This window comes from Mesorhizobium sp. LEGMi-168a (assembly GCF_058312955.1).
Genome location: NZ_JBZEGV010000007.1, coordinates 179,679 through 202,002 on the forward strand (window position 1 = coordinate 179,679; position 22,324 = coordinate 202,002).

A 22,324-nucleotide genomic window follows, 5' to 3' on the forward strand; every position below is an offset into this window, starting at 1 on the left:
TGGCTGATTGCCTCCTTGTTGAAGCCGCCCCAATGGTGTGTGAGCCAGCAGCCATTGATCCGACAAGCATGGAGCAGAGATGATTGAACTGCCGTTTGCCCACGACGAATACCAGCGGCGGCTTCGCAAGATCCGCACCGAGATGGCGAAGCGTGGTCTCGAGCTCCTGATCGTCAACGACGTTGCCAACCAGCATTACATCACCGGCTATGACGGCTGGTCGTTCTACACGCCGCAGGTGGTGCTGGTTCCGATCGAGGAGGTTGAGCCGGTCTGGATCGGGCGCGCCATGGATGCGGCGGGTGGCCTGCTTACGGCCTGGATGAAGCCCGAGAATGTGGTTGGTTTTCCGGAGGATCATGTTCAGCGTGCCGATCGCCACCCGATGGACTGGATCGCGAGCTGGATCGCCGGGAAAGGCTGGGGAAACAGGCACATCGGCATCGAACTTGAAGCCTATTATTTCTCCCCGAAGGGGCACGCCCGGCTTGTCGCCGGGCTTCCCAACGCGAAATGGCATGATGCCGATCTCCTGGTGAACTGGATCCGCGCGGTCAAATCCGCGCCCGAGATCGCCTATCTGCGCAAGGCCTCGACGCTCGCCGAAGCTGCCGTCGCGCGGGCTTTTGAAATCATTGCGCCGGGCGTTCGCGAATGCGACGCCATTGCCTCCATCCAGGCGGCGCAGATCGCCGGCAGCCCGGACTTCGCGGGCGATATCACCGCCCTTCCGCCAACCATCCTCGGCGGCGAGAACGCTTCGGCCCCGCACATCATGTGGAGCGACAGGCGTTTCGGGGACAATGAGACGATTGCGCTGGAACTCGCCGGCGTCTGCCGCCGCTACGCGGCCGGGCTGGCAAGAACGATGCAGCTAGGGAAGACGCCGACGCGCGTCTCGGACACCGCCAAGGCGGTGATCGAGGGCATGGATGCGGTGCTCGACGCAGTGAGGCCCGGAACATCCGCCGAAGCGGTCGAGGGGGCATGGCGCAAGGTCATCCAGCGCTACGGGCTGAAGAAGGAATCGCGCATCGGCTATTCCATCGGCGTCGCCTATCCACCGGATTGGGGCGAGCACACGATCAGCCTCAGGCCGGGCGACATGACCGTGCTTACGCCCGGCAACGTCGTTCATTCCATCCTCGGCATGTGGATGGATGGCTGGGGCATCGAGATCAGCGAGACCATCCTGGTGACCGAAACCGGCCATGAGACCTTGACCAGGTTCCCGCGAGAGATCCATGTCAAATCCTGAGGAAGAAGCCATGGCAGGCCCCGCGGGAAGTGCCATTGCTCCGCGCGAGGAGATGCTGCTCCCCTACAGGAACTGCGCGACCTTCTTGCCGACGGCGAGGAAGCGCAGCGGGTCGACGGCCTCGCCGTTATGGCGCACTTCGTAATGGAGATGCGGGCCGGTCGAGCGGCCGCTGCTGCCGGTCTTGCCGATCACGTCGCCGGCGGCGAGCTTCTGGCCGACGGTGACGTCGATCTCGCTCAAATGTCCGTAGCGTGTGGCGAAGCCGTTGCCATGGTCGACCTCGACCATACGTCCGTAGCCGCCGTTCCAGCCGGCCTTGGCGACGACGCCGGCGGCGGTGACCTTGGCCGGCATGCCGATCGGCGCCCTGAAATCCATTCCCGTATGCAAGGCGGCCGTGCCGAGGATCGGGTCGGTGCGCACGCCGAACGGACTGGTCACGGTATGGCCAGGCGCAGGATTGGTGAGCGGCAGTTTGCGCGCTTCCTTCTTGACTTGATCAAGCGCATCAAGAGCCTCGTCCAACTCCTTGACTTTGCTGTCGAAGATCATTGAGGAATCGAGCGGGACCAGTGGCCCGCCGACATCGTTCTTGTCGAGATCCGCGTCCACCGGCAGGCCTGCCGCCTCCAGCGCCTGGCTGATCGCGTCGGCGTTTTTGTAGGCATTGTCCGCAAGCGTGGTGATGCGGGTAAGCTGCTGGTTCTCGATGGCCTTGAGCGACGCATTGATCGACACGAACAGCTTGTCGGCGCGATCCGCAGCCGTTTCGTTGTCGAGCGGATCGGAACGCGTCGACCACAGCGAGAAGGGCCGGGTGTCGCCGGCGCTCAAAGACGCGACCGAATAGGTCGGGGCCTGCGAGAGGCTGCCGGTGATTTCGGCGGCGGGCTTCGCCTGCGCATCGCTTGCGGCAGGCGCGTCGCCGACCTCGTTTTCGGCGCGTTCGAGGATCGGCCCAAGCCGGCCATGGCGCTGGCTGAGCTGGGTCTGCCTGGCCAGCAACTCGCTTACCTTGGTTTCCATGAGCTGCTGGTCGAGTAGCTGGCGGCTGGTGATGCGGTCCACCTGGGCGCGCAGCGCCGAGATGCGGTCCTCATAGGCCTGCTGCATGCGCGCCTGCCTCGCTGTCGTGGCGCCGATCAGGTCGTCGCGCAGCACAAGATAGGACGTGGCGAGCAGGTAGCCGATGGCGATCGCCGCGAGCGCCGATCCGATGAACGCGGCAAGCCAGGGGCGGATCGTGAAATGCCTTATTTCATTGCCCCGGGCGATGATGACCGTATGGGGCTCCTTGCGCCTGCCGAAGACCGCTGACTGACCGGTTGATTTCACGGGACCGAGCTTTCGTTACGACTCCAACGACAGCTCGAATTACACATTATTAGGGTTAACAAAGTTTTGCTGGCCGCATTGTGAGCGTAACCAATTCCCGCATTGCGGGTGGCGGGTTGCCACAGAGAGAGGTCAGCAAGAACCGTTCGGCGATGCGGCGAAAGACTGCGTTCCCCGCGTCAGAGCGCGCGCACCGCCTCCAGCACCTCTTCGGCGTGGCCCTTGACGCGCACGTGCCGCCAGATGCGGGCGATCCGTCCGTCCCTGCCGATCAGGAAGGTGGCCCGCTCGACGCCCATGTATTTGCGGCCGTACATGGTCTTCTCGACCCACAGATGATAGGCCTCGATCACCTTGCGCTCCTCGTCAGCGACGAGATCGACGGTGAGATCGTACTTCGCCTTGAATTTGTCGTGTTTCTTGATGCTATCGGGAGACAGCCCGATGACCACGGCGCCGGCCTTCTCGAATTCCGGCTTCAGCTGCGAGAAGCCGATCGCCTCGTTGGTGCAACTTGTGGTGTCGTCCTGCGGATAGAAGTAGAGTACGACAGGCTTTCCTCGGAGTGCGGCGAGGTCGAGAGAGCCGCCGCCGTCGCGCGGAAGATCGAATTGCGGCGCAATGTCGCCCACTGCAAGATCAGCCATGTCGATGCCTTTGTCTGAGGTTACGCGCGGATCGAGCATCGATATAACGTGAGGCGGGGATTCGTCCACGACGAGTTCGTTATAACGGAATATTGCGTGGATCAGGAGCAACCGCAGCACGAGAAGATCAGGTTCAGGCGTGACGAGATCACCGACCTGGGGACGTTTCCGTCCGCGTGCGGCGTGCCGCCGCTCGGCCGTGCTTCGGTGCGCCGCCGCTTTCGCATCATCGGCCGGATATTTGCCGGGCTCTGCGCGCTGGTGCTTCTGGCGGCGGCAGGCGTCTATGTGGTCGGCACGTCAGGCATCGGCACGGAGCGGCTTCGGGCTGAAGCCGAGACGGCCATCGAGAAGCTTGCCGGCGTCGATGTCAACGTCACGGTCGGACCGGCGCGGCTGACGCTCGACGGATCGAGCTTCGTCGCTCTGCAGGTCAGCGACGTCAGCCTGAAGACCGCCGACGGCAAGCCGATGGCCGATGTCGGGCGTGTCCGCTTCGGCATACGGCTGCTGCCGCTCTTATCCGGCGAGGTCCGGCTGACCAGCGCCCGGTTTTCCGATGCCCGCATCACGGTTGCCGCAATGCCGTCCGGTGGCGGCGACTGGACGGCGGCGCTGCGCAACGAGGATGGTCTCGTCGATCCGGAGAAAGTGTCGGCGGCGGTGTTTTCGGGCGTCAACGACGCACTCGATGCGGTGCGCGCGGATTCGATGCGCCAGGTCGACCTCAGCAACGTCGAGTTCGAATTGCCGGATGGCGGACCGGTCAAGCGCGTGAGGGTCACTGATGCAACTGTTGCCCAGACCGGCGCCGGCAGCATCCAGCTTTCTTACGATGCCGATGTCGATGGCCGGCACGCGACCCTGAAGGCGTCCGCCGTTCGCGACGCAAGCGCCAGGCGGATCGCATCGATCGAAGCCAGCCTCGAGGTGGCGGGTGCTGGCGGAAACCTGGTCCGGGAAGGCTCCGGCGACGGGACGTCAGCGGCCCAGGGCGGCAAACTCGGTTCGATCGCGCTGAAGCTTTCGGGCGCTGAATCCTCCGGCGAAACGCCGTCGCGGCTAACGGCCTCCCTGTCGCTCGGCGGCTCGGTGCTCGATCTCGGCTCGCGCGGGCTGCTGCCAGCCGACGTCGACGCCAATGCCACGCTGGTGGCGGGATCGAACAAGATCTCGGTCGACAAGCTGCTGATCAGGACCGGCCGCTCAACCTTCGATTTCGCCGGCTCGGTCGGGCCGAAGCCGGCGGCCGCGGGCGAGGAGCCGTCCTATCGCTATGACCTCGTCAGCGACGGCTCGACGCTCGCCCCTTCGGAATCGCCGGAACCGGCGCTTCAGTTCCTCGCCCGCGTCGCCGGCGTCTACCAGACCAAGAGCCGCAAGCTCGTCGCCGAGCAGATCGGCGTCCGCTCCGGTGGTTCGAGCGAGGTGCTGGGCACGGCGTCGCTCGCCTTCATCGACAATGGTCCGCCGGGCGTGTCGCTTTCGCTCAACGTCCACGACATGCCGGTCTCGCATGTCAAGCAATTGTGGCCCTGGTTTTCCGCCCGCAACGCGCGGCTTTGGGTGCTGGACAATCTGTTCGGCGGCCGCGTGGTCGACGCCAATTTGCAGTTCCAGGTCGTGCCGGGGCGGCTCGGCAACGGCGTTCCGCTTTCCGGCGACGAAGTGTTCGGCCGCTTCCAGGTCGAGGGCTCGCGGTTCGACACGGCGGGCCGCATCCCGCCGATCCGCGACGCCGTCGGCGTCGTCGCCTTCCATGGCAACGATGTCGACATCACTTTGTCCTCGGGCAGCGTCTATATGGCGAGCGGCCGGACCGTGGCGGCAAGCGGCGGCACGCTGACGGTTAAGGAGGCGAACCATTCGCCGGTCATCGGCGCGCTCGATATCGACGTTGCCGGCGAAGCGCCGGCAATCGCCGAGCTTGCCTCCTACGAGCCGATCAACGCCATGCGCCATGTCGGCCTTGCGCCGGAGGATTTGAGCGGCACCGTCACCGGCCATGTGCGGGCCGACATTCCGCTGACCTCCGGCGTCGACACCTCGACGCTCGACTGGCTGGTAGCGCTGGACTACCAGGACCTGTCTTTAGCCAAGCCGTTCGAAGACCAGACGGTGACCGACGCCGATGGGTCGATCACCGTCAGCCCCGACCGCGCCGTGATCTCGGGCAAGGCGAAGCTGAACGGCATTCCGGCGGAGCTCGATCTCGTCGAACCGCTCGAGGACAATGGGCCGCCGCGCAGCCGCAAGGTCGCGCTGGTGCTCGACGACAAGACGCGCGACGCAACGATGCCGGGCCTGTCGCCGTTGCTTTTGGGAACGATCAAGGTGGCGATCGACAAAAGCGGGCAGGGCAGCCAAGAGGTCTCGGCCGATCTGACGAATGCAAGGCTCGACATCCCCTGGGCGGGATGGAGCAAGGGCGCCGGCATTCCGGCCAAGGTCACCTTCACGATGGCGAAGTCCGGCAGCACCACCACACTGTCCGACTTCGATCTCGATGGGAAAAGCTTTTCGGTCAACGGCGACGTGACGCTGGTCAATGGGGCGCTGTCTTCGGCACGCTTCAGCAAGGTCGCGCTCAACCGGGGCGACGACGTCGCCGTCTCGGTGAAGCGATCGGGCAAGAACTATGCGGTCGATGTCAGCGGCGAGTCCCTCGATGCCCGCTCGCTGATCAAGCAGTTCACCTCCGACGTCGACACGGCCACGAAAGGCGCCGGCGCCGACGCGATCTCGGTCAGCGCCGACGTGAAGTCGCTCACCGGCTTTCACGACGAGGTGCTGTCGAACCTGAAACTGGATTACAGCGGCGCCGGCTCGCGGGTGAACGGCCTCGATGTCAGCGCAACGGCAAGTTCGGGTGCCGCGATCACCATTAGGAACACCGCTGGCGACGGCAGTCGGTCGCTCAGGATGAAATCGGCCGACGCCGGGGCCATCCTGCGTTTCCTCAACATCTACGAGCACATGGAGGGGGGGGCGATCACACTGTCGCTCTCGGGTGCCGGCGACGGACCGATGAAGGGTCAGGTCGACGCCAGCAATTTCTATGTCGTCAACGAGCCGAAGCTTGCATCGATCGTGTCGACCAAGCCGGCCGGCGACACGCGCAGCCTTAACCAGGCGGTGAAGGCCGATATCGACACCTCAAGGGTGCAGTTCGAGCGCGGCTTCGCCGAGATCGACAAGGGCTCCGGCTATCTCAGACTGGCAAACGGACTGCTGCGCGGTCCGCGCATCGGCACCACCTTCCAGGGCACGCTCTACGACCAGGACAACAATATGGACATGACCGGCACCTTCATGCCGGTCTATGGGCTGAACCGCATCTTCGGCGAGCTGCCGCTGTTCGGCCCGCTGCTCGGCAACGGTCGCGACCGCGGCCTGATCGGCGTCACCTACCGGCTGCGCGGTAACGCCAACAAGCCGACCCTCAACATCAATCCGCTGTCCGTGGTGGCGCCCGGGATATTCAGGTCGATCTTCGAGTACAGGTAAGACTGGCGAGTCAGACCGGCCGCACCAGGACGTGCTTCTTCCTGCCGAGCGAGAGTTTTGCGACACCCTCGGCGCCCATATCCTGAAGCGTTACCATGCGCCGGTCGTCCGTGACCGCTTGGTCGTTGAGGCGCACGGCGCCGCCCTGGATATGCCGGCGCGCCTCGCCGTTGGAGCCCGCGAGCCCGGCGGTCACGAACAGCGACAGGATGCCGATGCCGGCCTCGAGATCAGTCTTGGCCACCTCGACGCTCGGCAGCGTGTCGGCGAGCGCGCCTTCCTCAAAGGTCTTGCGCGCGGTCTCGCTTGCCGTCTCGGCCGCCTCGCGGCCATGCAGCATGGCGGTGATCTCGGTGGCGAGGATCTTCTTCGCCTCGTTGATCTCGGAGCCGCCGAGCTTTTCGAGCCGCGCCACCTCGTCGAGCGGCAGCGCCGTGTAAAGCTTCAGGAAGCGGCCGACGTCGGCGTCCTCGGTGTTGCGCCAGTACTGCCAGAACTCGTAAGGCGAGAGCATGTCGCCATCCAGCCAGACGGCGCCCGAGGCCGACTTGCCCATCTTGGCGCCCGACGAGGTGGTGAGCAGCGGCGTGGTCATCGCAAACAGCTGCACGCCTTCCATGCGATGGCCGAGGTCGATGCCGTTGACGATGTTACCCCACTGGTCGGAGCCGCCCATCTGCAGCCGGCAGCCGAAGCGCTTGTAAAGCTCGACGAAGTCATAGGCCTGCAGGATCATATAGTTGAATTCGAGGAACGAGAGCGACTGCTCGCGGTCGAGCCTGAGCTTGACGGAATCGAAGGCGAGCATACGGTTGACGGAGAAATGCCGGCCGACATCGCGCAGGAAATTGACGTAGTTGATCCCCATCAGCCAGTCGGCGTTGTTGACCATGATCGCATCGCCGGCGCCGCTGCCGAATTTGAGATAAGGCGCGAAATTGCGGCGGATACCGACGAGGTTGTCGTCGATGTCCTGCGGCGTCAGCAGCTTGCGCGCCTCGTCCTTGAACGAGGGGTCGCCGATCATCGAGGTGCCGCCGCCCATCAGCGCGATCGGCCGGTGGCCGGTCTGCTGCAGCCAGTGGAGCATCATGATCTGGATCAGCGACCCGGCATGCAGGCTCTTCGCCGTCGCGTCGAAGCCGATATAGGCGCTCACCGTTTCCTTGGCGAAGAGCTGGTCGAGGCCGGTCTCATCCGAAATCTGGTGGATGAAGCCGCGCTCGCTCATGATGCGCAGGAAATCGGATTTGAAGGCGGACATTTTTTCTTCCTGGAGATCGCCCGGCACTCGGCCAAGCGTGACGTGAAGGCGCGCGTTTAGCATCCAAGCGCGATCAGCAAAAGTGGAATCCGGTTTTGCGTCCGATCGCGCTTCTACTGGAAGACCGGCGATCAGCAAAAGTGGAATCCGGTTTGCGCCTTGCCCGGATGCTGCCGCGCATCCTTGCTTCGCCCCTTTTGCTGGCGTAATGAGGCGCCCGCGCAAGGGCAGCGCGCCCAAGCGCCGCGTCGGGGCCATCCCGCAATCTCAGATCGGACAAGCTCCCGCGATGAACAGGAACTATCTCATCCTTTTTCTGTTCAGCATCCTTATGACCGCCAGCGGGCTGGCAAGCCTGCCGCCAGTCGATCGCGACGAATCCCGCTTCGTCCAGTCGACCAAGCAGATGGTCGAGACGGGCGACTATATCGATATCCGTCTGCAGGACGTGACGCGCTACAAGAAGCCGATCGGCATCTACTGGCTGCAATCGGCGGCCGTTGCGCTGAGCGGCGAGGGGGCCGAAGCACCGATCTGGGTCTATCGCCTCGTCTCCATGCTCGGCATCGCGCTCGCCGTCGTCGGCATCGGCTGGACGGGCACGAAGCTGTTCGGCGCCAATGCCGGTCTCGCCGCCGGCCTGATGATGGCGACGATCTTCGCCACCGCCTTCGAGGGTCGCGACGCCAAGACCGACGCCATGTTGCTTGCCTGCTGCGTGGCCGCGCAAGGCGCGCTGGCGCAGGTCTATCTGGCCGCGCGCCGCAAAGAGCCGGTTGCCGGCCATCTGCCCTGGATCTTCTGGATCGCGCAGGGGCTGGGCATCCTGATCAAGGGCCCGGTGGCACCGCTGTTGTCGCTCTTGACTGCCGCCGCGCTGTTCGCCTTCGAGCGCGACTGGCGCTGGCTTTTGAAGATGAAGCTGATGCGCGGCGTCGCAATCGTGCTCGTCATCGTGCTGCCCTGGATCATCCTCATCAGCTGGAAAAGCGGCGGCGCCTTCTTCCAGGAGGCGGTCGGCAAGGACATGCTGAACAAGGTGGCGCAGGGCGAGGAATCGCATGGCCTGCCGCCCGGCTTCTACATGCTCACCTATTCGCTGTTCATGTGGCCTTTCGGCCTGATCGCGGTCGGCGCCGGGCTGCAGGCGATCAACAGCTTCTGGGACGATCCGCGGCTGCGCTTCTGCCTCGCCTGGTACATCCCGTTCTGGCTGGTGTTCGAGGCGATCCCGACCAAGCTGCCCCATTATGTCATGCCCGCCTATCCCGGCATGGCGCTGCTGATCGGCTGGCTGCTCACCTTGCCGGCGGACCAGGCCAACGCGCCGCTGAAGCGCTGGCAGAGCTGGCTGTGGTGGGCTACCGCCTTCGGCGTTGTCGTCGTGTCGATCGGGCTGGCGGCAGTCTGCATCGGGGCGCCGATCTATTTCGCCAAAACCTTTTCCTGGTGGAGCATTCCGGCGGCAGGCGCCGCTCTTGTCACCGGCTATCTGGCCTTTCCGCGGCAATTGCAGGTGCCGCTCGGACGCATCGCGGCAATCGCCGTCGGCGCGGGGGTAACGTTCAGCCTGCTGTTCGGGATCATCGCGCCGTCGCTGAAGCCGATCTGGCTGAGTCCCGCCATCAAGGCGGCGGTCGATGCCAACCGCCTTTGCGACACAAGCGTGCTCGCCTCGTCTCCCTATCACGAGCCGAGCCTGGTGTTCCTGGTCGGCACTAACACCGTGCTGACCGATGTCGATGGCGTCGCAAAACACTTGGCTGCCGATCCGGCCTGCGCGCTCGGACTCGCCCCAGTGAAGGACGAGCAAAAGCTCAACGAACTGCTTGCCGGGCAGGGCAAGTCGGTAAAGCGGCTTACCGAGATCGACGGGCTCAACTATTCGTCAGGAGACAAGCTGGCGCTCGGCCTTTATCGGGTGGCCCCGTGAGGAATAGTGTCGGGCTTCGAGTGCCTCTATAGACTCTGCACCAACCATGTCCGCCGTCGCCCTCTATCGCCGCTCGCTCGGCAATTTTCTCGACACGATGCGCATCGTGAGGCGGCGCTTTGCCGTGCGCCCGGCGCGCTACCCTGAGATTCCTTGGGTTGTCTGGGTGTTCGCCTGGCTCCTGCTCGCAGCGGCCGTATTCCTCAGCCTCGACAGCGCCGCCGGCAGGATGCGTGGAGAGTGGACGCCCGGCTTCGTCCATTTCACCGATTTCTTCACCGACTTCGGCCTTGGTGGCTGGTATCTCATTCCGGCGGCGCTCTGCCTCGTCGCCGCCAATCTCACCGACTGGCGCAGCCTCTCGCGCCAGACGCGCCTGCTCGTCTACAACTGGACGTGCTTTGCTTTCCTGGTGCTTTGCGCCGTCGGCCTTTCCGGGCTGGCGGTCAATTTGCTGAAATACGGCATCGGCCGGGCGCGGCCGCTCTATTTCAACGACTTCGGCGTGCTGTCGCTGCATCCCTTCGCCATGGACGCGCGCTTCGCCGGTTTTCCGTCCGGCCATGCCACGACGATGGGCGCGGTGTTCGGCATTCTTCTGCTTTTGTTCCCAAAGCGCTGGTACATCGCGCTGGCGGTCACGGCTTGCATCGCCTCGACGCGCGTTTTCGTCGGAGCGCATTATCCGAGCGATACGGTGGCCGGCTTCGGGCTTGGCCTCGCCTTCGCGATTGTCTCAGGCCTGGTCTTCGCGCGGCTCGGCTTCATCTTCCGGCGGCCATCCTCGACCAGACCGGTGCCCAAGCGCACGTTCCGGCTGCTACGGTCCAGCGGGTCGAAGAACAGAATATCGGCGGCGCGCCGCAGCGGTGAGCACCTGACGGCCGACCACCCTTAGAGGGCTTATACTGCCCGCTGTCTATCTCAGCCGCTTCGGCCGCGGATCGGCAAGCTCGCCCGCCAGTCGCCGATCGAGGTAATCGGCGCATTCCTGGATGAGCAATTCGGAATCGTTGGCGAAGAAATGGTTGGCGCCGGGGATCGTCTTCTGGGTGATGGTGATGCCCTTTTGCGTGTGCAGCTTGTCGACCAGCGTCTGCACGTCCTTCGGCGGCGCCACCTTGTCGGCATCGCCGTGGATGATGAGGCCCGACGAAGGGCAGGGCGCCAGGAAGGAGAAATCGTACGTGTTCGGCTGCGGGGCGACCGAGATGAAGCCCTCGATCTCCGGCCGGCGCATCAGAAGCTGCATGCCGATCCACGAGCCAAAGGAATAGCCGGCGACCCAGCAGCTCTTGGAATCGGGATGCAGCGATTGCACCCAGTCGAGCGCGGCGGCCGCGTCCGACAGCTCACCGGTGCCGTGGTCGAACTCGCCCTGGCTGCGGCCGATGCCGCGGAAATTGAAGCGAAGCGTGGTGAAATCGCGCTTCTGGAACATGTAGAAGAGGTCGTAGACGATCTTGTTGTTCATCGTGCCGCCGAATTGCGGGTGCGGATGCAGCACAATGGCGATCGGCGCGCTCTTTTCCTTGGAAGGCTGGTAACGGCCCTCCAGACGACCAGCCGGACCGGCGAAAATGACCTCAGGCATAAAATACTCCACGTGGCATACGAAGGCGCGAGCCCGGAACTTCCTTGGCCCGTCTCTGTGGCCTTGACGCCGGGCAAGCGTCTTCCTAGAAGCTAGTTTAGAATTGTTCAAAACTGGGTGGCCGAAACGCAATAGTCCGGCCGCCCGCGCCGCAAGCCGGGTAAATAGGACGGCTTGCCTTGCAATTTCAAGGAAATAACGCGCTATCCTCGCGGAATGGCTGCTGACAGGATCGACAGAAGGAAAATGGCCGCAACCCGCGCCTATCTCGACTACAACGCCAGCGCGCCTCTCATTGCAGAGGCGCGGGCCGCGATGGTCGCCGCGCTCAATGCCGCCAATCCGTCGTCGGTCCACACAGAGGGCCGCGCGGCGCGCAGGCTGATCGAGGACGCCAGGCGCGACGTGGCAAGGCTGGCCAACGCCAAGCCGGAGCATGTCGCGTTCACTTCGGGCGCAACGGAGGCCGCTTCGACGCTGCTTACCCCCGACTGGCAGATGGGGCGCGGCGTCGTCCGTATGAGCCGCCTCTATGTCTCGGAAGCCGATCATCCCTGCGTGCTCGGCGGCGGCCGCTTTCCGGCCGCGCAGGTGACGCGGATCGGCGTCGATCGGGACGGCATCGCTGATCTCGACGCGCTGGCCAAGGCGCTGGCCGCGCATGACAAGGCCGACGGCCTGCCGCTGGTCGCGATCCATGCCGCCAACAATGAGACGGGCGTCATCCAGCCGGTCGGCCGCATCGCTGAAATCGTCAAGGCAGCGGGCGGCATGCTCGTCGTCGACGCCGTGCAGGCGGCCGGGCGGATTCCAATCGATATGTCAGGGCCTTATGCCGACTATCTGATCCTGTCCTCGCACAAGATCGGCGGCCCGAAGGGCGTCGGCGCCATCGTCGCTCAGTCCGACCTGATGATGCCGAAGCCGCTGATCAATGGCGGCGGCCAGGAGAAGGGCCATCGCGCCGGCACGGAGAACCTTCCCGGCATCGCTGGTTTCGGCGCCGCGGCTCGGGCAGCCCTGGCCGGCCTGGAAGGCATGGACGCGGTCGCGCGTCGTCGCGAAGAGATCGAAGCGATCGTCCAGGAAATTGCCCCGGATGCAGAAATCTTCGGAATCGGCGCCCCAAGGCTTGCCAACACGACATTCTTCGCTATTCCCGGCATCAAGGCCGAGACGGCGCAGATCGCCTTCGATCTTGCAGGTGTCGCATTGTCGGCCGGCTCCGCCTGCTCGTCGGGAAAAGTCGGGCCAAGCCATGTGCTGAAAGCGATGGGGCATGGCGACAGCCTCGGCGCCTTGCGCGTCTCGATCGGCCGCGCTACCGGCGCTGAGGAGATCGAGGCGTTCCGGGCCGCCTTGGCGGGTATTGCCGCGCGCCGGGCCGATAAGGAAAGGGCCGCCTAGCGGCCAAAAGGAGAGTTTCAGGCCATCCGGCCTGGTAGAGCCGTGCGTTTCGTCTTGGCCGGGTGAATTTCCGGCAGAAACGCACTATATGGAGCTTACTCCGCGGCGAGTCCCTACAGGGGCGCGTTTTTGCGGTGCCATAGTTTGAAAACTGCCGGGCCTTGACCCCGGCGTGGATGGAGAACGCTTATGCCTGCTGTGCAGGAGACGATCGATCGAGTCCGAAAGATCGACGTCGACCAGTATAAATACGGATTCCAGACAGAGATCGAGATGGACAAGGCCCCCAAGGGCCTGAGCGAAGACATTATTCGCTTGATCTCCGGGAAGAAGGGCGAGCCGGACTGGATGCTTGAATGGCGTCTGGGAGCCTATCGCCGTTGGCTGACGCTGGAAGAGCCGACCTGGGCGCGCGTCCACTATCCGAAGATCGATTTCCAGGACATCCACTACTACGCGGCGCCGAAGAGCACGCCGGGTCCGAAGTCGCTGGACGAGGTCGATCCGGAACTGCTCAAGGTCTACGAGAAGCTCGGCATCCCGCTGAAGGAACAGGAAATCCTCGCGGGCGTGCAAAAGACCGAGGAGTCCGAGTTCGAGGAGGCAAACGACAACGTCTACAAGTCGGGGCGCGTCGCGGTCGACGCCGTGTTCGATTCCGTCTCGGTCGTCACCACCTTCAAGGAGGAGCTGGCCAAGGCCGGCGTCATCTTCTGCTCGATCTCGGAAGCGATCCGCGAGCATCCGGAGCTGGTGCAGAAATATCTGGGATCGGTCGTGCCGACCACCGACAATTTCTACGCCACGCTGAATTCGGCCGTGTTCACCGACGGCTCCTTCGTCTTCGTGCCGAAGGGCGTGCGCTGCCCGATGGAGCTGTCGACCTATTTCCGCATCAACGAAAAGAACACCGGCCAGTTCGAACGCACGCTGATCATCGCCGAGGAAGGGGCTTATGTCTCCTATCTCGAAGGCTGCACCGCGCCGCAGCGCGACGAGAACCAGCTTCATGCAGCGGTGGTCGAGCTGATCGCGCTCGACGACGCCGAGATCAAATATTCGACGGTGCAGAACTGGTATCCCGGCGACGCCGAGGGCAAGGGCGGCATCTACAACTTCGTCACCAAGCGCGGCGACTGCCGCGGCGACCGCTCGAAGATCTCGTGGACGCAGGTCGAGACCGGCTCGGCGATCACCTGGAAATATCCGAGCTGCATCCTGCGCGGCGACGATTCCAGCGGCGAATTCTATTCGATCGCGGTGTCGAACGGCTATCAGCAGGTGGATAGCGGCACCAAGATGATCCATCTCGGCAAGAACACGTCGAGCCGCATCATCTCCAAGGGCATCGCCGCAGGCTTCTCGCAGAACACCTATCGCGGCCAGGTCTCGGCGCACCGCAAGGCGACCAACGCGCGCAACTTCACCAACTGCGACTCGCTGCTGATCGGCGACCAGTGCGGCGCGCACACCGTGCCTTACATGGAGGCCAAGAACGCGACGGCGAAGTTCGAGCATGAGGCGACGACGTCGAAGATCTCCGAGGACCAGAAGTTCTACGTCATGCAGCGCGGCATCCCGGAAGAGGAGGCGATCGCGCTGATCGTCAACGGCTTCGTCAAGGACGTCATCCAGCAGCTGCCGATGGAATTCGCCGTCGAGGCGCAGAAGCTGATCGGCATCAGCCTAGAGGGTTCGGTCGGCTGACCGTAAAAAGATATTCAGGAAGAAATCATGCTTGAGATCAAGAATTTGCATGCCCGCATCGTCGATGACGGCACCGAGATCATTCGTGGGCTGGACCTGACGGTGAAAGCCGGCGAGGTCGCCGCCATCATGGGTCCGAACGGCTCGGGCAAGTCGACGCTGTCCTACATCCTCGCCGGCCGCGAGGACTATGAGGTCACCGAAGGCGACATCCTCTACAACGGCCAGTCGATCCTGGAGATGGATCCGGCAGAGCGCGCCACCGCCGGCATCTTCCTCGCCTTCCAGTATCCGATGGAGATACCGGGCGTGGCGACCATGGAATTCCTGAAGGTGGCGATGAACGAGCAGCGCAAGGCGCGCGGGGACGAACCGCTGAAGGTTCCGGAGTTCCTGAAGCGTGTGAAGGAAGCTGCCGCCTCGCTCAACATGGACATGAACATGCTGAAGCGGCCGCTCAATGTCGGCTTCTCCGGCGGCGAGAAGAAGCGTGCCGAGATCCTGCAGATGAAGCTTTTGGAGCCAAAACTCTGCGTGCTCGACGAGACCGATTCCGGCCTGGACATCGACGCGCTCAAGATCGTCGCCGACGGCGTCAACGCGCTGCGCTCGCCGGAGCGGGCAATCGTCGTCATCACCCACTACCAGCGCCTCTTGGAGCACATCGTGCCGGACAGCGTGCACGTGCTCTACAAGGGGCAGGTGATCAAGTCGGGGGACAAGTCTCTGGCGCTCGATCTCGAAACCAACGGCTATGCCGGCGTGATCGGCGAAGCCGCGTGAGATGGGGCCGAGTGAGGCGAGAGCAATGAACATGCACGCACAGCCCCAGCGGACACTGGCCGAGACGGCGCTCATCGATGCCTTCGGCGAGCGGCTGTCGCTGCTGCCCGGCGACGGCGCAGTGATGGTCAAGCGCGACGACGCGATCGAGGCCATCAAGCACGGCCTGCCGACGCGGCATCTCGAATCCTGGCACTATACCGATCTGCGCCGCTTGTTGACGAAGGTGCCTGCCTTCGAGGCCGACACGGTCGCGAAGGCGCTCGAGCCGGTTCTTGACGGCTCCAATGTCCTGCCGGTGCTGAACGGCCTCTCGAACGTCAAGCCGCCGGAGATCGAGGGCGTCACGGTACAGCGCCTGTCGGAAAAACTGACCGACGGCAGCGTTGCGCCCGGGCTCGATCGCTACGGCGCCGACGATGCGATCGGCGCGCTGAACACCGCCTTCGTCGCCGACGGCTATTTCGTCGACATCGCCGACGGCACTCAACTGGAAAAGCCGATCGAATTGCAGAACCTGCAGTCCGGCGGCCAGGCGCATGTGCGGCTGCTGACGCGCGTCGGCGCCGGCGCCAAGGCGGTGATCGTCGAACGCCAGGCGGGCGAGGGCAGCGATGCCCTCATCAGCTCGGTGAGCCAGCTTGTCCTCGACGAAGGCGCCGAGGTGACCTGGCTGATTGTGCAGGAGCAGCCGGATACGGCCACGCATCTCGCCCAGTTCAAGGCGCATATCGGCAAGGACGCGAAGCTCACGCTGTTCGTCATGAATGCCGGCGGCAAGCTGGTGCGCCAGGAAGTTGTGGTCAGGACGACGGGTGAAGGCGCCGACTTCAAGCTGCGCGGCATCAACCTTCTGGCCGGCGACACGCATACCGACACCACCATGGTGCTCGACCATACCGTGCCGCACACGACCTCGACCGAAGTGATGCGCAACGTCGTGACCGGCAAGGCGCGCGGCGCCTTCCAGGGCCGCATCAACGTGCATCAATACGCGCAGAAGACCAACGCCAAGATGGCCTGCAACACGCTGCTTCTGTCGGATGACGGCGAGTTCTCGACCAAGCCGGAGCTGGAAATCTTCGCCGACGACGTGGTCTGCGGCCACGGCGCCACCGTCACCGAGATCGACCACAACCATCTGTTCTACCTGATGGCGCGCGGCATCGACGAGAAGACGGCGCGAGGCCTGCTGGTGAAGGCATTCGTCGCCGAAGTGATCGAGGAACTGGACGACGAGGCGCTTGTCGACGCGCTCGAAGCGCGGCTCGACGGCTGGTTTTTGACGCACGGGTAATTGGATGGGGCTTGGCCAAGCCACCCCTCATCCGTCTTGGCGCTGCGCGCCAATCCACCTTCTCCCACAAGGGGAGAAGGTCAAGCGCTAGACCTTCTCCCCTTGTGGGCGAAGGTGGCCGCGAAGCGGCCGGATGAGGGGTGTTGGAAGGATCGCGGCCTTGGCCGGCAAGGACTTCGAAATGGACCAGAAGATCGAAACCACCCCCTACGACGTCGAGGCGATCCGCCGCGATTTTCCGATCCTGTCGCGCCAGGTCTACGGCAAGCCGCTGGTCTATCTCGACAACGGCGCCTCGGCGCAGAAACCGCAGGTGGTGCTCGACACCATCCAGCACGCCTATTCCCAGGAATACGCCAACGTCCATCGCGGTCTGCATTTCCTGTCGAACGCCGCGACCGACGCCTATGAGAACGCGCGGAAGTCAGTGCAGAGGTTTCTGAACGCGCCCAGCACCGACAACATCGTCTTCACCTCCAACACCACCTCGGCGATCAACACCGTCGCCTATGGCTGGGGCATGCCGAGGATCGGCGAGGGCGACGAGATCGTGCTCTCGATCATGGAGCACCACTCCAACATCGTGCCCTGGCATTTCATCCGCGAGCGGCAGGGCGCGAAGCTCTCCTGGGTGCCGGTCGACGACCTCGGCGCCTTCCATATCGAGGAATTCGAGAAGCGGCTGACCAGCCGCACCAAGCTCGTCGCCATCACCCAGATGTCCAATGCGCTGGGCACGGTGACGCCGATCAAGGAGATCGTGCGCATCGCGCATGCGCGTGGAATTCCCGTGCTCGTCGACGGCAGCCAGAGCGCGGTGCACATGCCGATCGACGTGCAGGACCTCGACTGCGATTTCTTCGTCTTCACCGGACACAAGGTCTACGGTCCGTCGGGCATCGGCGTGCTCTACGGCAAGAAACATATGCTGGAAGAGATGCGGCCCTTCATGGGCGGCGGCGAGATGATCGAGGAGGTGACGCAGGACATCGTCACCTACAACGAGCCGCCGCATCGCTTCGAGGCCGGCACGCCGCCGATCGTGCAGGCGATCGGCCTGGGTGCCGCGCTCGAATATATGGAGAAGGTCGGCCGCGAGCGCATTGCCGCGCACGAGGCGGACCTCAAGGATTACGCGCATGAGCGGCTGCGGGCGATCAATTCGCTGCGCATCTTCGGCGACGCGCCGGGCAAGGGCGCCATCATCTCGTTCGAATTGCAGGGCATCCATGCGCATGACGTGTCGATGGTGATCGACCGGCAGGGCGTGGCGGTCCGCGCCGGCACCCATTGCGCCCAGCCGCTGTTGAAACGCTTCGGCGTGACCTCCACATGCAGGGCATCGTTCGGCATGTATAATACCAGGGCCGAGGTCGACGCTTTGGCCGATGCGCTGGAAAAGGCGCGCAAATTCTTCGGGTGACGACCATGGACGATGTGAGCACCACCGCAGAGACCGCCCCCGAGACCGCCGGGAATGGTATCGTCTCGGCTTCGGCGATCCCCGCCGACGAGCTGGCGCGGCTGACCGACGACATCGTCTCGGCGCTGAAGACGGTCTACGACCCGGAAATCCCGGCAGACATCTATGAGCTCGGACTTGTCTACAAGATCGACATCGAAGACGACCGCACGGTCAAGATCGACATGACGCTGACCGCGCCGGGCTGCCCGGTGGCCGGCGAAATGCCGGGCTGGGTCGAGAACGCCGTCGGCGCCGTCGAGGGCATTTCGGGCGTCGAGGTAAGCATGGTGTTCGACCCGCCGTGGACGCCGGACCGCATGTCGGAAGAGGCGCAGGTCGCGGTCGGGTGGTATTGAGCTCTTGGACCAGACAAGGCCCCGTTGCACTTGCGCGCGGCGGGAAACTTTACCATTTTAGGTGAGGAATCATTCGGCAGGCCTTGAACCTGCACGGAATGGAGAGAGAGAGAATATGGGACGCTTCGCCGTCATCACGATGACCGATAAGGCCGCCGACCGGGTGCGCGAGATTGTTGCCACCCGCGAGAACGCGCATGGCATCCGCCTCGGCATCAAGAAGGGCGGCTGCGCCGGCATGGAATATACGGTCGACCTGGTGACCGAGCCGAACTCCAAGGACGATCACATCGAACGCGACGGCGCGCATGTCTATGTCGCGCCTGAAGCCGCGCTTTTCCTGTTCGGCACCGAGATGGATTTCGAACAGACGACGCTGCGCACCGGTTTCACCTTCAAGAACCCGAATCAGAGCTCGGCCTGCGGCTGCGGCGAATCGGTCGAGTTGAAGCCGGCCGATCTCAAGGCGCTGGCAGAGGCGCGCGCTTCCGCCTGAGTTCTTCCTTCGCCCCGTTTACGGGGAGAAGGTGGCCCGAAGGGCCGGATGAGGGGCGGCGCTACCCTATCCGAACTTGGCGCCGCCCCTCATCTGCCTGCCGGCGTTCGTCTTCAAAAAGCCAAGCAATTGGCTTTTTGTCCGCTGCGCGGACCACTCCTCACCTCCCCGTAGAACGGGGAGAAGAACGCTACTCCACCCACATGCCCGTGCGCTTGTGCCAGTCTGCGATGGATTCTTCCGGGTAGACCTCGAACACTTTGTCCTTCTTGCCGACCACCGGCTCGACCCAGTTCGCCTTGTATTTCAGCATCAGATGCACCTTTTCCGGCGGCTTCGGCAGGTCGCTATCGATCGCCGAGGCAAAGGGATGGACGAGGTCCGGCCAGGTCGGGTCGTAGAGCCAGAGTGCTGAGCCGCATTTCTTGCAGAAATTGCGCTCGCCGGTCGAAACCTCGCAATGCGGATGCTCGTCATCCTCGATCTCGGCACGGTAAACGCCGAGGGCGCGCTTGCCTCTGATGTTCATCGTTTCGTAGTCGGCGCCGAGGTTAATGGCAAAACCGCCGCCGCCCTGCTGCTTGCGGCAGATCGAGCAGTAGCAGAGCATGAACGGCACCGGCGTGTGGCTTTCCACCTCGAAGCGGACGGCGCCGCAGCGGCAGGAGCCTTTGAGCAGGACAGGCATGGCGGGAACTCCGTTTTCGGGTCTCAACCTGTCAGCATGCTTTTGGTTGCGGCGATGACAAGGCCCATGCCGGATGAGATGATCGCGGCATGGATAATGACCGCCTGGAAGAACTGTTCGAGAGCCTTGGTCCGATCAGCATCCGCGACATGTTCGGCGGCAAGGGCATCTATTGCGACGGCGTCATCGTCGCGGTCGTCGTTCGCGGCGAGCTGATGCTCAAGGCGGATGAAGAGAGCATTCCGGATTTCGAGGCCGCCGGCTGCAGCCAGTGGACCTATACCGGTTCGCGGCACGGTAAGCAGGTGGCGATGCCTTATTGGAGCGTGCCGGACGATGCCTTCGACGATCCCGACGAGATGGCGGTGTGGGCGCGACGGGCTTATGAGGCCGGGCGAAGGGCGGGGAAGTGATTTGGTCCGCTGTTGAAACACTATGAAGGGCGCGTCGAGGCCGCCCCCTCATCCGGCCGCGTCGCGGCCACCTTCTCCCCGCTGGGGAGAAGAGGTTGGTGCCGGCGCCGGCAAGCTCCTCTCCCCTTGGGGAGAGGTCGGATGGCCACGAATTGCCCTGCAATTCGGTATTGGCAATCCGGGTGAGGGGGCCTTCGCAGCGTAAACTACAACGCCTTGGCGATCTCCGCCGCCAGTCGCGCATTGTTCTCGACCAGCGCGATGTTGGTCTTGAGGCTGCGGCCGCCGGTGAGTTCCAGGATCTTCGACAGCAGGAACGGCGTCACCGCCTTGCCGGTGACGCTCTGCGCCTCGGCAGCTTTCTGCGCGGCCTGGATGTAGCCGTCCATCTCGGCGGCCGGGATCTCGTCATTCTGCGGCACCGGATTGGCGACCAGGATGCCGCCGCCCAGGCCCAGCGCCTGCCGCGTCCGGTAGAAATGCGCGATGTCTTGCGGTGCATGCAGCGTCAGCGGCGCGCGGAACGGCGACTGCCTGGACCAGAAGGCCGGCATGGTTTCGCAGCCATGGCCGATGACCGGTACACCGCGCGTCTCCAGCACTTCGAGCGTCTTTTCGATGTCGAGGATCGCCTTGGCGCCGGCCGAGACGACGATGACCGGCGTGCGCGCCAGCTCGTCGAGGTCAGCCGAGATATCGAAACTCTTTTCCGCGCCCTTGTGGACGCCGCCGATGCCGCCGGTGGCGAACACTTTTATGCCGGCCATATGCGCGGCGATCATGGTCGCGGCAACGGTGGTGCCGCCGGTACGCTTTTGGGCGACGGCAAAGCCGATATCGGCGCGCGACAGCTTCATGGCGTCGCCGGTCATGGCGAGCGATTCGCGCTCGCCGTCGGACAGCCCGATCTTGATGCGGCCGTCGACCACGGCGATCGTCGCCGGCACCGCGCCGCCGTCGATGATGATCTGCTCGACCTTGGCCGCCATCGCGCCATTGTCGGGATAGGGCATGCCATGAGTGATGATGGTGCTTTCCAGCGCCACCACCGGCCGCCCGGCGGCAAGCGCCTCCGCCACCGGCGGGTGGATGTCGATGAAGGGGCGGGCGGTTTCGGGCGTCATGTCTGTCTCCGATCCGGAGCATGTTCCGGCAAGATGATCTGGTGGCCCTATGCCACCTCCCGTGCCTCCGGCACAAGGGCAAGCGCTTGGCCGAAGCTGGCCGTCGTGAAGGACGGCACCGCTTCGGCGCTCTCGATGGCGAGCATTGCCGCCGCAATGCCTTCGCGCAGCGCTGCCCGCAAAGGCAGCCCGCGCAGCAACGCGGCAACCGTTGCCCCGGTCAGGGCATCGCCGGCGCCGGTCACGTCGGCGACCCGTCGCGGTGCGGGCGGGTCGATGGCGAAGATGCCGGATTGGTCGAAGCCCAGCACCGGAGCGCTGCCCGCCGTGACCACGCCCGCCGCCAGCCCCGCGCGCCTGAGCGCGTCGACAAGATCCAACCCGGACATGTCGGCGCCGGCAAGTGCTGCCGCCTCGCGGCGGTTCATGAACAGCAGCGAGAGGTTGCCGAGCAGCGGCGCCAGCCGCACGACCTTGGCCGGCGAGATGGCAATGGCAAAGACAGGCCTGCCGCCGGCTTGCGCCATCAAGCGCTCGAGTGCCGCCGTCGGCAGGTTAGCGTCACAGAGAATCGCATCCGCCTCGGCGATCGCCTCGCGCACCTTGGCGCGGCGGATCTGCTTGGGGAAGGCGAGGTCGTAGAGGCCCATATCGGCAAAGCCGACGATCAGCTCGCCCTCGCTGTCGATCAGCGCCGTGTAGCTCGGCGTTGTGCGGTCGAGAAACACCACCGAGAGGTCGGCAATGCCGGCGCCCGCGATCGCTGACGCGACCGTCTCAGCCGCCGCGTCGCCGCCGCGCATCGAAAGCAGCGAAGCCGACACGCCGCGCTTCACCACGCTGCGCAGCGCGTTGAATACGCCGCCGCCGACCTCCTCGCGCATGATGCCGGGGTTGGAGGCGGCGGGCACATAGGTGCCTGTCACCTGGCCGCGCCTGTCGATATGGGCGCCGCCCAGCGCCAGAATTTTTGGGGAAGTCGGCATGCGGGAGGGGTGACCTTCGTTGATTGTTCGCGTGCGCACACTAGGTTTGTGCGCATCGCCC

19 protein-coding genes are annotated in these 22,324 nt (G+C 64.2%); 12 read left to right on the top strand and 7 right to left on the bottom strand.

What is annotated here, in order from left to right; all coding sequences use genetic code 11:
* Window positions 1-79: 79 nt before the first annotated feature.
* Window positions 80-1,258: a M24 family metallopeptidase gene (locus tag AC4FWB_RS12685; RefSeq protein WP_491026380.1), complete on the top strand. Its 1,179-nt coding sequence runs from the start codon at window positions 80-82 to the stop codon at window positions 1,256-1,258.
* A 63-nt stretch (window positions 1,259-1,321) separates the two neighbouring features.
* On the opposite strand, the gene AC4FWB_RS12690 is transcribed toward AC4FWB_RS12685, so the two are convergent.
* Together AC4FWB_RS12690 and AC4FWB_RS12695 are read right to left on the bottom strand one after the other, a co-directional pair.
* Window positions 1,322-2,596 (bottom strand): M23 family metallopeptidase, encoded by a 1,275-nt coding sequence (locus AC4FWB_RS12690; RefSeq protein ID WP_491026382.1) that lies wholly within the window; start codon window positions 2,594-2,596, stop codon window positions 1,322-1,324.
* 179 nt (window positions 2,597-2,775) lie between these two features.
* The gene (locus tag AC4FWB_RS12695; protein ID WP_491026383.1) at window positions 2,776-3,243 is read right to left on the bottom strand and encodes a peroxiredoxin; all 468 of its coding nucleotides are present in this window, start codon (window positions 3,241-3,243) and stop codon (window positions 2,776-2,778) included.
* Window positions 3,244-3,339: 96 nt separating this feature from the next.
* Here AC4FWB_RS12695 and AC4FWB_RS12700 point away from each other — a divergent pair, with 96 nt between their 5' ends.
* The gene (locus tag AC4FWB_RS12700) at window positions 3,340-6,750 is read left to right on the top strand and encodes a hypothetical protein (RefSeq protein ID WP_491026384.1); all 3,411 of its coding nucleotides are present in this window, start codon (window positions 3,340-3,342) and stop codon (window positions 6,748-6,750) included.
* Between the two features lie 10 nt (window positions 6,751-6,760).
* Here AC4FWB_RS12700 and tyrS read toward each other — a convergent pair whose 3' ends face one another.
* Window positions 6,761-8,014: a tyrosine--tRNA ligase gene (gene tyrS / locus AC4FWB_RS12705; RefSeq protein ID WP_491026385.1), complete on the bottom strand. Its 1,254-nt coding sequence runs from the start codon at window positions 8,012-8,014 to the stop codon at window positions 6,761-6,763.
* Between the two features lie 289 nt (window positions 8,015-8,303).
* Between tyrS and AC4FWB_RS12710 the strand changes: the two genes are divergently transcribed.
* Entirely contained in the window at window positions 8,304-9,947 is a 1,644-nt protein-coding gene (locus AC4FWB_RS12710; RefSeq protein ID WP_491026386.1) for an ArnT family glycosyltransferase, read from the top strand.
* A 46-nt stretch (window positions 9,948-9,993) separates the two neighbouring features.
* Window positions 9,994-10,845, top strand: coding sequence for a phosphatase PAP2 family protein (locus tag AC4FWB_RS12715; protein WP_491026387.1), 852 nt, complete (start codon window positions 9,994-9,996; stop codon window positions 10,843-10,845).
* 21 nt (window positions 10,846-10,866) lie between these two features.
* Here AC4FWB_RS12715 and AC4FWB_RS12720 read toward each other — a convergent pair whose 3' ends face one another.
* Window positions 10,867-11,541, bottom strand: a complete 675-nt coding sequence (locus AC4FWB_RS12720) for an alpha/beta hydrolase (protein ID WP_126099958.1) — start codon at window positions 11,539-11,541, stop codon at window positions 10,867-10,869.
* A 246-nt stretch (window positions 11,542-11,787) separates the two neighbouring features.
* On the opposite strand from AC4FWB_RS12720, the gene AC4FWB_RS12725 reads away from it, so the two are divergent.
* The 7 genes from AC4FWB_RS12725 (at window position 11,788) to sufA (ending at window position 19,052) form a co-directional block, all read left to right on the top strand.
* Window positions 11,788-12,948, top strand: a complete 1,161-nt coding sequence (locus AC4FWB_RS12725; RefSeq protein WP_491026388.1) for a cysteine desulfurase family protein — start codon at window positions 11,788-11,790, stop codon at window positions 12,946-12,948.
* 189 nt (window positions 12,949-13,137) lie between these two features.
* Window positions 13,138-14,655, top strand: coding sequence for a Fe-S cluster assembly protein SufB (gene sufB / locus AC4FWB_RS12730; protein WP_491026389.1), 1,518 nt, complete (start codon window positions 13,138-13,140; stop codon window positions 14,653-14,655).
* Window positions 14,656-14,682: 27 nt separating this feature from the next.
* A complete protein-coding gene (gene sufC, locus AC4FWB_RS12735) occupies window positions 14,683-15,438 on the top strand; it encodes a Fe-S cluster assembly ATPase SufC (protein ID WP_491026391.1) in 756 nt (251 codons plus the stop codon).
* A gap of 25 nt (window positions 15,439-15,463) precedes the next feature.
* Complete coding sequence (sufD, locus tag AC4FWB_RS12740; RefSeq protein WP_491026392.1) at window positions 15,464-16,735, top strand: Fe-S cluster assembly protein SufD; 1,272 nt, start codon at window positions 15,464-15,466, stop codon at window positions 16,733-16,735.
* Window positions 16,736-16,916: 181 nt separating this feature from the next.
* Window positions 16,917-18,158, top strand: coding sequence for a cysteine desulfurase (locus tag AC4FWB_RS12745; RefSeq protein ID WP_491026393.1), 1,242 nt, complete (start codon window positions 16,917-16,919; stop codon window positions 18,156-18,158).
* Window positions 18,159-18,163: 5 nt separating this feature from the next.
* A complete protein-coding gene (locus AC4FWB_RS12750; protein WP_491026394.1) occupies window positions 18,164-18,556 on the top strand; it encodes an SUF system Fe-S cluster assembly protein in 393 nt (130 codons plus the stop codon).
* 115 nt (window positions 18,557-18,671) lie between these two features.
* Window positions 18,672-19,052 (top strand): Fe-S cluster assembly scaffold SufA, encoded by a 381-nt coding sequence (sufA, locus tag AC4FWB_RS12755; RefSeq protein ID WP_491026395.1) that lies wholly within the window; start codon window positions 18,672-18,674, stop codon window positions 19,050-19,052.
* Between the two features lie 190 nt (window positions 19,053-19,242).
* Here sufA and AC4FWB_RS12760 read toward each other — a convergent pair whose 3' ends face one another.
* Window positions 19,243-19,740, bottom strand: a complete 498-nt coding sequence (locus AC4FWB_RS12760; RefSeq protein ID WP_491026396.1) for a GFA family protein — start codon at window positions 19,738-19,740, stop codon at window positions 19,243-19,245.
* An 89-nt stretch (window positions 19,741-19,829) separates the two neighbouring features.
* Here AC4FWB_RS12760 and AC4FWB_RS12765 point away from each other — a divergent pair, with 89 nt between their 5' ends.
* A complete protein-coding gene (locus AC4FWB_RS12765; protein ID WP_491026397.1) occupies window positions 19,830-20,153 on the top strand; it encodes a TfoX/Sxy family protein in 324 nt (107 codons plus the stop codon).
* Between the two features lie 206 nt (window positions 20,154-20,359).
* Here the strand turns inward: AC4FWB_RS12765 and AC4FWB_RS12770 are convergent, their stop codons facing one another.
* Both AC4FWB_RS12770 and AC4FWB_RS12775 read right to left on the bottom strand, forming a co-directional pair.
* Window positions 20,360-21,277 (bottom strand): pseudouridine-5'-phosphate glycosidase, encoded by a 918-nt coding sequence (locus AC4FWB_RS12770; protein WP_491026398.1) that lies wholly within the window; start codon window positions 21,275-21,277, stop codon window positions 20,360-20,362.
* A 47-nt stretch (window positions 21,278-21,324) separates the two neighbouring features.
* On the bottom strand, window positions 21,325-22,263 hold the full coding sequence (locus tag AC4FWB_RS12775) for a carbohydrate kinase family protein (RefSeq protein WP_491026399.1): 939 nt from the start codon (window positions 22,261-22,263) through the stop codon (window positions 21,325-21,327).
* Between the last annotated feature and the right edge of the window lie 61 nt (window positions 22,264-22,324).